The following is a 13066-nucleotide window of genomic DNA, read 5'->3' as shown; positions in this document are numbered from 1 at the left end:
CCCAAACAGCTGTCACTTGCGTAAGGCTGAGCGGTCATCCGGCCCCGGATTCCGGAACCACCCGGAACCCGGGGCCGTATCGACCCTCCTTCCCGACCTTCACGCACAGGGATGCCGATGCCCAGATCCAGTTCCAGCGCCAGACGCGCGCCCCGTCTCGCGATAGCCGTCGGTCTCACGGCCGCGCTCTGCGCGACCGGGGCCGCCCCGATGGCCTTCGCCGCGGACAGCACGCCCGTCCCCGCCCCCAAGTCCACGGGTGACAAGCTCGGTTCGGCCGACGCCGAACTGCTCGCCGACGCCAAGGCGGACGGCGAGAAGACCGTCACGATGATGGTGGCCACCGCGCCCGGCGCCACCGAGCAGGTCGCGGACCGGCTCGACGCCGTCAGGGGCGGCTCGGTCGGCCGCACCTACGACAAGCTCGGCTACGTCCGCGCGACCGTGCCGACGGCCGAGGCCGACGCCGCGATCAAGTCGGCCGCCAAGCTGTCGTCCGTGCACGGCATCGACCTGCGCCACGAGATCGAGCTGGACGACCCGACCCCGGCCGCGGACCGCGCCAAGGGCGCGAAGCCGGCCGCCAAGGGCAGCTACGCGGGTCCGGGCAGGAACACCCCGGCGAAGAACCCGTACAACCCGTCCGCCGAGACCGGCGCCGTCGACTTCGTGAAGGAGCACCCGAAGGCCGACGGCCGGGGCATCACCATCGGCATCCTGGACTCCGGCATCGACCTGGGCCACCCCGCGCTGAAGAAGACCACCACCGGCGAGCGCAAGATCACCGACTGGGTGACCGCGACCGACCCGATCGTGGACGCGGACGGCACCTGGCGCCGCATGACCAACCCCGTCACCGGTCCCGTCTTCACCTGGGACAGCGAGACGTGGAAGGCCCCCGCGGGCTCCTTCCAGGTCAACCGCTTCCGCGAGTCGGCCACCACCGGCGGCGACGCCAAGGGCGACATCAACCGCGACGGCGACACCACCGACAGCTGGGGCGTCCTGTACGACCCGGCGGCCGGGACCGTCCGCGTCGACCTGAACGACAACAAGGACTTCACCGACGACGAGGTCCTCAAGCCGTACAAGGACGACCACCAGGTCGCCTACTTCGGCAAGGACGACCCGGCGACCGACGTCGTCGAGCGCGTCCCGTTCGTCGTCGAGATCCGCAAGGACGTACCCACCGACCCGTACGGCGGCGACTGGGTCGGCAAGAAGGCCGACTTCGTCAACATCGGCGTCATCGAGTCCGAGCACGGCACGCACGTCGCGGGCATCACCGCGGCCAACGGCCTGTTCGGCGGCAAGATGAACGGCGCGGCGCCCGGCGCCAAGCTGGTCTCCTCGCGCGCCTGCACCTGGACCGGCGGCTGCACCAACGTCGCGCTCACCGAGGGCATGATCGACCTCGTCACCCAGCGCGGCGTCGACATCGTGAACATGTCGATCGGTGGCCTCCCTGCGCTCAACGACGGCAACAACGCGCGCGCCGAGCTCTACAAGCGCCTCATCGACGAGTACGGCGTGCAGCTGGTGATCTCCGCGGGCAACTCGGGCCCCGGCGCGAACACCATCGGCGACCCCGGCCTCGCCGACAAGGTCATCTCGGTCGGCGCCGCCATCTCCAAGGAGACCTGGGCCGCCAACTACGGCTCCCAGGTGGAGAAGAAGTACGCGATGATGCCGTTCTCCTCGCGCGGCCCGCGTGAGGACGGCGGCTTCGCGCCGATCATCTCGGCGCCAGGATCGGCCATCAACACCACGCAGACCTGGCTGCCGGGCGCCCCGGTCGCCGAGGCGGGCTACCAACTGCCCGCCGGTTACTCGATGTTGCAGGGCACCTCGATGGCCTCCCCGCAGGCCGCGGGCGCCTCGGCGCTGCTGCTCTCCGCCGCCAAGCGCGAGAAGATCGACCTGACCCCGGCGAAGCTGCGCACCGCGCTGACCTCCACCGCGAGCGACATCCGCGGCGAGCAGGCGTACGCGCAGGGCACCGGTCTCATCGACATCGTGGAGGCCTGGGACGCCATCGAGGACGGCGCCAAGGCCCACACGTACACGGTGAAGGCCCCGGTCGACACCGCCCTGGAGCAGGAGCTGAAGAAGCCCGGCACCGGCATCTACGACCGCGAGGGCGGCCTGAAGACCGGCCAGCAGCGGACGTACGACGTCACGATCACCCGCACCTCGGGCCCCGACCGCGGCGTCCGTCACGAGCTGGACCTGGTCAACAACCACGAGGGCACGTTCAAGCTCCTCAGCAAGGACGAGGTGACGCTGCCGCTGAACAAGCCGGTCACCGTCAAGGTCCGGGCGAAGGCCAAATCCGCCGGGCTGCACAGCGCGATCCTCACCGTGGACGACGAGCGCACCGAGGGCGTCGACCAGCAGATCATGTCGACCGTCGTCGTCGCGCCGCCGCTGGCCAAGCCGTCGTACACGTTCTCCGCGTCCGGCTCCACGCAGCGCAACAGCACCACGTCGTACTTCGTGACGGTCCCCAAGGGCGCCAAGTCCCTTGAGGTCTCCCTCGGCGGCCTGAAGGACAAGAGCCAGACGCGCTTCATCGCGGTGCACCCGTACGGCGTCCCGCTCGACTCCACCTCGTCGACCGTCTGCTACCCGAACTACGAGAACCCCGCCAACACCTGCCGCCCGGACCTGCGTTCGTACGCGGACCCGCAGGCCGGTGTCTGGGAGGTCGAGGTCGAGTCGCGCCGCACGTCGCCGCTGCTCGACAACCCGTACAAGCTGAACGTCGCCGCGCTCGGTGTCGCCTTCGACCCGGCCGTGCAGACGCTGCCCGAGGCGAAGGTCGGCACGCCGGCGCCCGTCTCCTGGAAGGCCACGAACAACTTCGCGGCCGTCAGCGGCAAGCTGAAGGGCGGCTCGCTCGGCTCGGCCAAGTCGGCGCGGCCCAGCATCAAGCAGGGTGAGACGCAGGTCACCGAGGTCGTCGTGCCCGCGGGCGCGGAGCGTCTCGACGTCGCCATCGGCTCCACCGCCGACGTCGCGGCCGACCTGGACCTGGCCGTCAAGAAGGACGGCGTCGTCGTCGGCTCCTCGGCGGAGGGCGACTCGGAGGAGTCGGTCAGCCTGACCAAGCCGGCCGCCGGTACGTACACGATCGAGGTCGCGGGCTACTCGGTGCCTTCGGGCACGACCGCGTACGACTACCGTGACGTGTTCTTCTCGGACGCGCTCGGCCGGGTCACCGTCGACGAGTCGAAGAAGGTCGAGCTCGCCAACGGCGCCACGGCGGGCGTCGACGCCAAGGTCGAGGCGAAGGCCCCGGCCGCCGCGGGCCGTGAGCTGTTCGGCGAGGTGTCGCTCCTGAACGCGGGCGGCACGGTCGCCGGCAGCGGCAGCGTGAAGGTCGAGAAGGTCACGCCGTAACAGTGGCCTCGATCGCCGGACGGGCTCGGACGAGCCCGTCCGGCGATCGCCGCCGACCCGCCCGCGCGCCGGTCAGTCGCCGGGCCCCGCCCCTCCGTCGCACCGGATCTCCGTCGACTTCGGCAGGGCCTTGAGGATCATCGCGCGCAGCCGGTCGCGGTCCTCGCCGAGGGCCCAGCTGTCGGGCTCCGTCGCGTTCTCGGGGATCGTGATCAGGACGTCGTCGCCCTCGCGCAGGCGCGGGTCCACGTCGTGGCTCATGGGGAACGTGATCGTCCGCGGACCGGACCCCGGCTTCAGATACCGCCGCACGTCGACCGTGATCCGGTCCCGCGCATCGCCGGGCACCGGGTCGACGGCCGTGACCGTGCCCTCCACGATGAGCCGCGAGCACGCCACGAAACCCTCGGGGGTCACGTCGGCGGACCCGCCGCCCGCGTCGTTCCCGCTGTCGGGCGCGGCCCCCTTCGCCGAATCCGTGTCACTGCTCATGCCCTCCCCGGCGTCCACCGCGAGCCAGGCGAGCCCGCCGACCAGGGCCGCGGCCACCGTCACGGCGACCGCACCGAGGGCGACGGTCAGGCGGTGCCTGGCTGCCGGGCGCGGTGCCCTGACCGGCACCACGGGCGCCACCGTCCCGCGCGGCGCCACCGTCTCACCCGGCGCGGCCGCGAGCGCGTCGCCGACGGCGCCGAGCCGCTCCCGCAGCAGCGTGACGTCCGCCACTGCCGCCGCGTGCGCCGCGGCGAACGCGGGGTCGCGCAGTGCCTCGTCCGGCACCGGCTCGTCCGTGAGGGCCGCCATCAGCGCGTCGAAGTCCCCGTCGTGCCCGGCCACGTCACACCACCTCCCCTTCGTGCAGCCGCGCCCGCAGGAGACGTACCGCCGTGTGCAGCCTGCTCTTGACCGTGCCCTCCGGTATGCCCAGCTCGTCCGCGATCGCCCGGACCGGCAGATCCGCGTAGAAGCGCAGCACGACGACCTGGCGCTGGGCGTCCGGCAGTTCCCCGAGGCCCTCGGCGACGGCCAGCGAGGTGGCCCGCGCCTCCGCCCCGTCCTCGTCGACGGCCTCCCGCCACAGCACCGCGAGCCGCTCCCCGAGCCGCTCCTGTCTGCGCCGGGCCCGGTGCCAGTCCATGGCCAGGTTGGAGGCGACGACGGCCGCCCACGCGGACACGTCACGCGGCGCCTCGCGGCCGTCCGCCGCCCGCTCCAGAAGCTTGAGGCGGACCTGCTGCACCCCGTCGGCCAGGTCCGTCCCGGGCACGCCGCCGAGCGCGAGCACGGCCCGCACCCGGTCCTCCTGGGCCGGGTCGAGCGGATCCGCCCCCCGTGGCACGGCCCCCGCCTGTGACGCGCGGCGCACTTTCCTGCGCGGCAATGTGCCCCTCCGATCCCCGCGTTTGTCCTACGACGCGGGGGCGGCCCGAAACGTTCGCCCCGAATGTGGCGTCCCGCACCTCGGACAATGGATTGGACAACGCGGCCCTGGACAGACGCATGATGGGGCAAGCCCAGGCCGGGGTCACCGGGCCGCACACACACGGAGGAAGTACCTGTGAAGGTCGGAATCGTCGGAGCCACCGGTCAGGTCGGCACGGTCATGCGCAAGATCCTCGCCGAGCGGAAGTTTCCCGCCGACGAGCTGCGCCTGTTCGCCTCGGCCCGCAGCGCCGGGACGGTCCTGGACGGCGTGACCGTCGAGGACGCCTCCACGGCGGACTACACGGGCCTGGACATCGTGCTGTTCTCCGCCGGTGGCGCCACCTCCAAGGCCCTCGCCGAGAAGGTCGCGTCGCAGGGCGCCGTCGTGATCGACAACTCCTCGGCCTGGCGCCGCGACCCCGAGGTCCCCCTCGTCGTCTCCGAGGTGAACCCGCACGCGATCAAGAACCGCCCCAAGGGCATCATCGCCAACCCGAACTGCACGACGATGGCCGCGATGCCGGTCCTGCGTCCGCTGCACGCCGAGGCGGGCCTCGAAGCCCTGGTCGTCGCCACCTACCAGGCGGTCTCCGGCTCCGGCCTTGCCGGTGTCGAGGAGCTCTTCGGGCAGGTGCAGAAGGTCGGCGAGGCCGCCCCGAGCCTCACCCACGACGGCTCCGCGGTCGACTTCCCCGAGCCCGACAAGTACGTGGCGCCCATCGCGTACAACGTGCTCCCGATGGCGGGCTCCGTCGTCGACGACGGTCTGAACGAGACCGACGAGGAGCAGAAGCTCCGCCACGAGTCGCGCAAGATCCTGGAGATCCCGGACCTCAAGGTCTCCGGCACCTGTGTCCGCGTGCCCGTCTTCACCGGCCACTCCCTCCAGGTCAACGCCCGCTTCGCGCGGCCGCTGAGCCCCGCGCGGGCCACCGAGATCCTCTCCTCGGCCGAGGGCGTCGTCGTCACCGACGTGCCCACGCCGCTGGAGGCCGCGGGCAAGGACGACGCGTTCGTGGGCCGCATCCGCGGCGACGAGACCGTCGAGAACGGCCTGGCCTTCTTCATCTCCGACGACAACCTCCGCAAGGGCGCCGCGCTGAACGCCGTCCAGATCGCGGAGCTGGTCGCCGCCGAGCTCAAGGGCTGACACCGCCCGAGGGCCGAAGCCGTACGCCGAAGGGGGCGGTCACCGCGATGCGGTGGCCGCCCCCTTCGCGTGCCCCGTGGACCGCGTGCACGCCACGACGGCCATCGAGAGCACCGCGAACCCGCCGCCGAGCCAGAGCACACCGCCCGCGCCGTGGCCGTCCGCGACCCGGCCGCCGACGAAGGCGCCGAGCGCTATCGCCACGTTGAACACCCCGGCGAAGAGCGCGGACGCCGCCTCGCGGGCGTGCGGTGCCGCGTCCATCACCCAGTTCTGCGCGGAGACCGAGACCCCGCCGTACGCCAGGCCCCACGCCACGAGCAGCGCCACCGAGGCGGCGAGCGCGGCGCCCGCGGGCACCATCAGGAGCACGACGGCGGCGAGCCCCGCGCTGATCGTGAGCAGCGCCCTGCGCGGGTCGCGGGCCGCGACGGCGCCGCCCGCGAAGTTGCCGACGATGCCCGCGGTGCCGTAGGCGAGGAGCAGGGTGCTGATCAGGCCAGCGCCGATGCCCGGCACCCGCTCCAGGACGGGCCGGATGTAGGTGTACGCGGCGAAGTGGCCGGTGACCAGGAGGGTGACGGCGAGCAGGCCGGTGCGCAGCCGGCCGATCCGCAGCAGTCCGGGGAACGCGCCGAGCCTGATGCCCTCGTGGGCGGGCAGCCGGGGCAGGACCGTGCGGAGCAGCGCGGCGACGGCCAGGGCGAGCACGGCGAGCGCCGCGAACCCCCAGCGCCAGCCCGCGAGTTCGCCGAGGAGCGTGCCCGCGGGCACGCCGAGCACGGACGCCACGGCGATGCCGCTGAAGATCACCGCGGTGGCCCGGCCCGCGGCCTCCGCGGTGGCCAGCCGCACGCCGAGGCCCGCCGCGATGGCCCAGACGCCGCCGATGCAGACGCCCACCAGGACGCGCGCGACGAGCAGGACGGCGAAGGTCGGGGCGAGCGCGGAGGCCAGGTTGGCGACGGCGAGCAGCACCGTAAGGACGCACAGGACGGTGCGCCGGTCGGCGCCGCGCACGGCGACGGGCAGCAGCAGGGCGGCGAGCGCCGCGACGATTCCGGGCAGGGTGACGGCGAGGCCCGCGGTGCCGTCCGAGACGCGCAGACCGGAGCCGATCGAGGTGAGGAGTCCGACGGGGAGCATCTCCGTGGTGACGACGGAGAAGGTGGCGGTGGCGACCGCGAGAACGGCGACGCGGTGGCCCGATGACGCCAACTGGCCCTCAGGGGAAGGGAGTTGGACGCTCTGTGTGCTCTGTGACATGACATCCACCCTCCGCCGCGCACGTGCGGGGAACAACATGGAAGATCTCATCCTTGTATGAGCTGGACTGATCGATGACGGGACAGGGGGACGGCGCGCCATGAGCGGACTGGAGATCCGGGAGCTGGAGTGCTTCCTCGTGCTCGCCGAGGAGCTGCACTTCGGGCGGACGGGCGAGCGGCTCTACGTCTCGCAGAGCCGTGTCAGCCAGCTGCTCGCCGCCCTGGAGCAGCGCATCGGCGCCCGGCTCGTGGAACGTACCAGCCGCCGGGTGCGGCTGACCACGCTCGGCGAGCGCTTCCTGGCGGAACTCCGGCCCTCATACGACGAGTTGGCGGCGACCGTGGAGCGGGCAAGGACGGCCGCGCGGGGCGTGGAGGGCACCCTGCGGCTCGGCTTCCAGGGGACCGCGGACGCCCGGCTGATGCGGGCGATCGCCGCGTTCCAGGAGCGGTATCCGGACTGTGCGACGGAGATCGTGGAGATCCCGTTCGCCGATCCCTTCGGCGCGGTGCGGGACGGCGGGGTGGACGCGGCGATCGTGCTGCTTCCGGTCGCCGAACCGGACCTGGTGCTCGGTCCCGTCTTCTCCAGCGAGCGGCAGACGGTGGCCGTCTCGGTGCGGCACCCCTTCGCCGCGCGGCCCGCGCTCACGGCGGCGGACCTCAAGGAGACCCCGCTGATCGCGGCGACCGCGCCCGCCCCCTCGTACTGGCGCGAGGTGCACGCGCCGTCCGGCGTCCCCGCGCCCGAGGTGCGCACGCTCCAGGAGGGTCTGACGCTGGTCGCCGCGGACCGGGGCGCGATGCTGCTGTGCGGGCCGACCGCGCGGTACCACGGGCGTCAGGACGTCGTCTTCGTGCCGGTCGAGGGGCTGCCCGACTCGGTGCTCGGCATGGTGTGGCACCGGGACGGGGAGACGGCGCGCGTACGGGAGTTCGCGCGGGCGCTGTCGGAGGCCTCCCCCGCGTGATCGGCCGTCAGGCGTCCCTGCGCACCTCGAAGTGGAAGCAGCCGTACTCGACCGCGCGGACGTGCACGAGGGCCACCTCCGGGTCGGCGAACGCCTCGGCGAACGCGCCGTCGAAGCCCTGCTCCGCGTCCTCGGGGATCTCCAGGAGCCGCCCGCCGACGATGTGCCCCCTGGCGTCGTAGCGCCGGACAGTGCGCAGCGCGCCGGAGCGCGCGAACGGGTAGCCGGCGGCGTCGTCCGCCGGGCCGTCGCAGGGGTCGGCGTGGATGAAGACGGGGCCCTGCTCGTCGTAGGCGCCGGGCGTCGCGCCGGTCTCGCCGGCCCAGCGGCGCAGCGGCGCGTACGAGACGAGGGCGATCCGCTCGCCTGGGGCGACGGGCCGCAGACAGCAGCGCAGCGGGGAGCCGCCCTCCGCGTCGGCGTAGGGCACGCAGGGGCGCCCGGCGTCGTCGGTGTCGCGGAGCTGCTTGAGGGTGTCGGGGGTGATGGGGCGGGGCGTGTAGGTGGTGTTCATGGGTCGAGCCTCGCGCGTGCGGGAGGCGGTGGCTGGCGGTTTTCGGACGGGGCGCTCGGCGGGGCGGGCGGGTCAGCCCACCCCCCACGACCCCCGCGCGTTCAGCTCCGCCGCGTCCACGCCCGACGTGCTCCGGTACGCCTCGTCGATCGACGCCAGTTCGCCCGGGGTCAGGACGTCCTCGACGTGGCCGAAGCCGTCGGGGGCCCGTTCGGCCACGGTCTGCAGGACGCGGTCGGCGGGCATGTCGCGGTTGGCGAGCACCACCGCGTTCACCGCCTCGCGGCGCACCGTCTCGTACGCCCGCAGGCCGCCCTCCCTGTCGGGTGCGGCGAGCGCGAGGCAGCGGGCCAGGACGCGGGCGTCCAGGATCGCCTGCGAGCCGCCGTTGGAGCCCACCGGGTACATCGGGTGGGCGGCGTCGCCGAGCAGCGTCACCGGGCCCCTGCCCCAGAACGGCAGCGGGTCCCTGTCGACCATGGGGTACTCCAGGATGTGCCGGGTGGCGGCGAGCAGCGCGGGCACGTCGAGGTCGCCGATGCGCCAGCCCGCGTAGTGCGGAAGCACGTCCGAGAGCCGCCCCGAGCGGTTCCAGTCGGCGGGCCCGGCGAGCCCGAGGTGGTGTTCGACGGGGAAGCGCACCTCCGCCACCCAGTTGAGCAGCGCGCGGCCGCGCTGCTCGGCGTGGCGCGAGATCGGGTAGACGACGAGCTTCGCGGTGGCGTTGGAACCGGCCACCGCGACGGTCCTGCCGCCGAGCACGGGGTGCCAGTCGGCGGTGCCGCGCCACATCCGGATGCCGTTCCACAGCGGCGGCCGCTCCCCCGGGTGCAGCTGGGCCCGCACCGCCGAGTGCAGCCCGTCCGCGCCGACCAGGGCCCGCACCCGTACCGAGTACTCCCTGCCCCGCCCCCTGTCCCGCAGGACGACCCGCAGCGCGGAGCCCTCCTGCTCGGCCATGCGCACGAACGCGGTGCCGGTCAGGACCGCGCGGTCGCCGAGCCGGTCGCGCACCGCGTCGAGCAGCAGCAGCTGGAGGGCGCCGCGGTGGACGGAGTACTGCGGCCAGTGGTAGCCGAGGGCGAGGCCGCGCGGCTCGCCCCAGATGCGGTTTCCGTGCCGGTCGAAGTGGACCATCTCGTCGGGCGCGACGGCGGTCGCGGCGAGTTCGGCGCCGAGTCCCAGCTCGGTCAGCTCGCGCACCGCGTACGGCAGCAGGTTGATGCCCACGCCGACCGGGCGCAGCTGCTCGACCGCGTCGACCACGCGCACGCCGATGCCCGCCGCGTGCAGGCTGAGGGCGGTCGTGAGCCCGCCGATGCCGGCTCCGGCCACCAGTACGTCGATCACCGTCGCCGTACCGTCCGGTCCCCCGGCCGGCCGCGCGGCGGTCTGTTCGTCCCCAGCATTCCGGTTCCCCCCGGGCGTCGGCACGGCCGTCGCGCGGTCGGTCGCGGCGGTCGTGGGGCATCAGTCGACGCGCGGAGCGTAACCGGACGGCAGCGGGAGAACAATGGCCCGGGCGGCCGTACGGAGGCGCATGGAAGGATGGCCGGAAACGCCACAAGTCGTACCCGTCGAACCCACACGTCGTACGACCCGTCGTACCCGAGGAGATGACCGCGTGCCCGGCACCAATCTGACCCGCGAAGAGGCGCAGCAGCGGGCCAAGCTGCTCACCGTTGACTCGTACGAGATCGAACTCGACCTCTCCGGCGCGCAGGAGGGCGGCACCTACCGGTCCGTGACCACGGTGCGCTTCGAATCCGCGGAGGCGAACGCCGAGACGTTCATCGACCTGGTGGCCCCCGCGGTCCACGAGGTCGTCCTGAACGGCCACGCGCTGGAGGTGGCGGCGGTCTTCCGTGACTCGCGCATCGCCCTCAAGCACCTGGCGACGGGCCCCAACGAGCTGAAGGTGGTCGCGGACTGCGACTACACCAACACCGGTGAGGGACTGCACCGCTTCGTCGACCCGGTCGACCAGCAGGCCTACCTGTACACGCAGTTCGAGGTGCCCGACGCGCGCCGCGTCTTCGCCTCCTTCGAGCAGCCGGACCTGAAGGCGACCTTCCAGTTCACCGTGAAGGCGCCGAGCGGCTGGACGGTGATCTCCAACTCGCCGACGCCCGAGCCCAAGGACGACGTCTGGCACTTCGAGCCGACGCAGCGCATGTCGACGTACGTCACGGCCCTGATCGTCGGCCCGTACCACTCGGTGCACTCCTCCTACGAGGGCCCGAACGGCCAGTCCGTGCCGCTGGGCATCTACTGCCGCCCCTCGCTCGCGGAGTTCCTCGACTCGGACGCGATCTTCGAGGTCACCCGGCAGGGCTTCGACTGGTTCCAGGAGAAGTTCGACTACGCCTACCCCTTCCCCAAGTACGACCAGCTCTTCGTGCCGGAGTTCAACGCGGGCGCGATGGAGAACGCGGGCGCGGTGACCATCCGCGACCAGTACGTGTTCCGTTCGAAGGTGACCGACGCGGCGTACGAGGTGCGCGCGGCCACGATCCTGCACGAGCTGGCCCACATGTGGTTCGGTGACCTGGTCACCATGGAGTGGTGGAACGACCTGTGGCTGAACGAGTCGTTCGCCACCTACGCGGAGGCCGCCTGCCAGGCGTACGCGCCCGGGTCGAAGTGGCCGCACTCGTGGACCACCTTCGCCAACTCCATGAAGACGTGGGCGTACCGCCAGGACCAGCTGCCGTCCACGCACCCGATCATGGCCGACATCCGTGACCTGGACGACGTCCTGGTCAACTTCGACGGCATCACGTACGCCAAGGGCGCGAGCGTCCTGAAGCAGCTCGTCGCGTACGTCGGCGAGGACGAGTTCTTCCAGGGCGTGCAGGCGTACTTCAAGCGCCACGCGTTCGGCAACACGCGCCTGTCCGACCTGCTCGGCGCCCTGGAGGAGACCAGCGGCCGCGACCTGAAGACCTGGTCGAAGAAGTGGCTGGAGACCGCGGGCATCAACGTGCTGCGGCCGGTCGTGGACGTCGACACGGCGGGCGTCATCACGTCCTTCGCGGTCAAGCAGGAGGCGCCCGCGCTGCCCGAGGGCGCCAAGGGCGAGCCCACCCTGCGCCCGCACCGCATCGCGATCGGCCTCTACGACCTGGACGACGAGTCCGGCAAGCTGCTGCGCACCGACCGCGTCGAACTGGACGTCGACGGCGAACTCACCGCCGTGGAAGCCCTGGTGGGCAAGCACCGCCCCGCGGTGATCCTGCTCAACGACGACGACCTCTCCTACGCGAAGGTCCGCCTGGACTCCGATTCCCTCGCCTTCGTCACGGACCACATCGGCGACTTCGAGGCGTCCCTGCCGAGGGCCCTGTCCTGGGCGTCGGCGTGGGACATGACGCGCGACGCGGAGCTGCCGACGAGGGAGTACCTGAACCTGGTCCTCTCCGGCATCGCCAAGGAGTCCGACATCGGCGTCGTGCAGTCGCTGCACCGCCAGGTGAAGCTGGCGCTCGACCTGTACGCGGCGCCGGAGGGCAGGGACGCGGCGCTGGCCCGCTGGACCGAGGCCACGCTGGCGCACCTGCGGGCGGCCGAGCCGGGCGGCGACCACCAGCTCGCGTGGGCCCGCGCCTTCGCGGCGACGGCCCGCACGGACGAGGAACTGGCCCTCCTGGAAGCCCTGTTGGACGGTTCGGAGTCGATCGAGGGCCTGGCCGTCGACACGGAGCTGCGCTGGGCCTTCGTGGCCCGTCTCGCGGCGACCGGGCGGCTCGACGAGGCGGGCATCGACGCGGAGCTCGCGCGCGACAAGACCGCGGCGGGCGAGCGGCACGCGGCGTACGCGCGGGCGGCGCGGCCCACCGAGGAGGCGAAGGCCGCGGCGTGGGCCTCCGTGGTGGAGTCCGACGCCCTGCCGAACGCCATCCAGGAGGCGGTGATCGGCGGCTTCGTCCAGACCGACCAGCGTGAACTCCTCGCCCCCTACACGGAGAAGTTCTTCGCGTCGGTCAAGGGCGCGTGGGACTCCCGCTCGCACGAGATGGCCCAGCAGATCGCCACGGGCCTGTACCCCGCCCTCCAGGTCTCCCGGGCGACGCTCGACGCGACGGACGCGTGGCTGGCCTCGTCCGACCCGTCGGCGGCACTGCGCCGCCTGATCACGGAGTCCCGCGCGGGCGTCGAAAGGGCCCTGCGGGCGCGGTCCGCGGACGTGTAGCTCTTCCGAACCGGGGGACTGATCGCGCAGTTCCCCGCGCCCCTTGAGGGGCCTGACGTCGTCGCTTGACTGCGGGTCCGCTGTGGCTGGCCGCGCCGTTCCCCGCGCCCCTGACGGGGCGCCCCTGTTAAGGGGCGCGGGGAA

General features: G+C 72.6%; 9 protein-coding genes. 4 read left to right on the top strand and 5 right to left on the bottom strand.

The window, feature by feature from the left end; genetic code table 11:
* The first annotated feature begins 117 nt into the window (after nucleotides 1-117).
* The gene (locus ACIO9J_RS16405; RefSeq protein ID WP_401998979.1) at nucleotides 118-3402 is read left to right on the top strand and encodes a S8 family serine peptidase; all 3285 of its coding nucleotides are present in this window, start codon (nucleotides 118-120) and stop codon (nucleotides 3400-3402) included.
* A 72-nt stretch (nucleotides 3403-3474) separates the two neighbouring features.
* Here the strand turns inward: ACIO9J_RS16405 and ACIO9J_RS16400 are convergent, their stop codons facing one another.
* Both ACIO9J_RS16400 and ACIO9J_RS16395 read right to left on the bottom strand, forming a co-directional pair.
* Complete coding sequence (locus tag ACIO9J_RS16400) at nucleotides 3475-4239, bottom strand: hypothetical protein (RefSeq protein ID WP_401998977.1); 765 nt, start codon at nucleotides 4237-4239, stop codon at nucleotides 3475-3477.
* Nucleotide 4240: 1 nt separating this feature from the next.
* Nucleotides 4241-4783 carry an RNA polymerase sigma factor gene (locus ACIO9J_RS16395; protein ID WP_401998974.1) on the bottom strand — a complete coding sequence of 181 codons (543 nt, stop codon included), beginning with the start codon at nucleotides 4781-4783 and terminating at the stop codon, nucleotides 4241-4243.
* A 177-nt stretch (nucleotides 4784-4960) separates the two neighbouring features.
* Here ACIO9J_RS16395 and ACIO9J_RS16390 point away from each other — a divergent pair, with 177 nt between their 5' ends.
* Nucleotides 4961-5977, top strand: coding sequence for an aspartate-semialdehyde dehydrogenase (locus ACIO9J_RS16390; RefSeq protein WP_401998971.1), 1017 nt, complete (start codon nucleotides 4961-4963; stop codon nucleotides 5975-5977).
* A 39-nt stretch (nucleotides 5978-6016) separates the two neighbouring features.
* On the opposite strand, the gene ACIO9J_RS16385 is transcribed toward ACIO9J_RS16390, so the two are convergent.
* The gene (locus ACIO9J_RS16385; RefSeq protein ID WP_401998968.1) at nucleotides 6017-7243 is read right to left on the bottom strand and encodes an MFS transporter; all 1227 of its coding nucleotides are present in this window, start codon (nucleotides 7241-7243) and stop codon (nucleotides 6017-6019) included.
* Between the two features lie 100 nt (nucleotides 7244-7343).
* Between ACIO9J_RS16385 and ACIO9J_RS16380 the strand changes: the two genes are divergently transcribed.
* Nucleotides 7344-8216 carry a LysR family transcriptional regulator gene (locus ACIO9J_RS16380; RefSeq protein WP_401998965.1) on the top strand — a complete coding sequence of 291 codons (873 nt, stop codon included), beginning with the start codon at nucleotides 7344-7346 and terminating at the stop codon, nucleotides 8214-8216.
* Nucleotides 8217-8223: 7 nt separating this feature from the next.
* On the opposite strand, the gene ACIO9J_RS16375 is transcribed toward ACIO9J_RS16380, so the two are convergent.
* Both ACIO9J_RS16375 and ACIO9J_RS16370 read right to left on the bottom strand, forming a co-directional pair.
* Entirely contained in the window at nucleotides 8224-8730 is a 507-nt protein-coding gene (locus tag ACIO9J_RS16375) for a DUF1203 domain-containing protein (protein WP_401998962.1), read from the bottom strand.
* Nucleotides 8731-8802: 72 nt separating this feature from the next.
* On the bottom strand, nucleotides 8803-10077 hold the full coding sequence (locus ACIO9J_RS16370; protein WP_402001036.1) for a flavin-dependent oxidoreductase: 1275 nt from the start codon (nucleotides 10075-10077) through the stop codon (nucleotides 8803-8805).
* 277 nt (nucleotides 10078-10354) lie between these two features.
* Between ACIO9J_RS16370 and pepN the strand changes: the two genes are divergently transcribed.
* Complete coding sequence (gene pepN, locus ACIO9J_RS16365) at nucleotides 10355-12922, top strand: aminopeptidase N (protein WP_401998960.1); 2568 nt, start codon at nucleotides 10355-10357, stop codon at nucleotides 12920-12922.
* The last annotated feature ends 144 nt before the right edge of the window (nucleotides 12923-13066 follow it).

The organism is Streptomyces sp. NPDC087300 (assembly GCF_044744425.1).
In the GTDB taxonomy this organism is placed as follows: domain Bacteria; phylum Actinomycetota; class Actinomycetes; order Streptomycetales; family Streptomycetaceae; genus Streptomyces.
The sequence above is the reverse complement of the archived record's forward strand: the minus strand, read 5'-3'. Positions and strand labels throughout refer to the sequence as shown.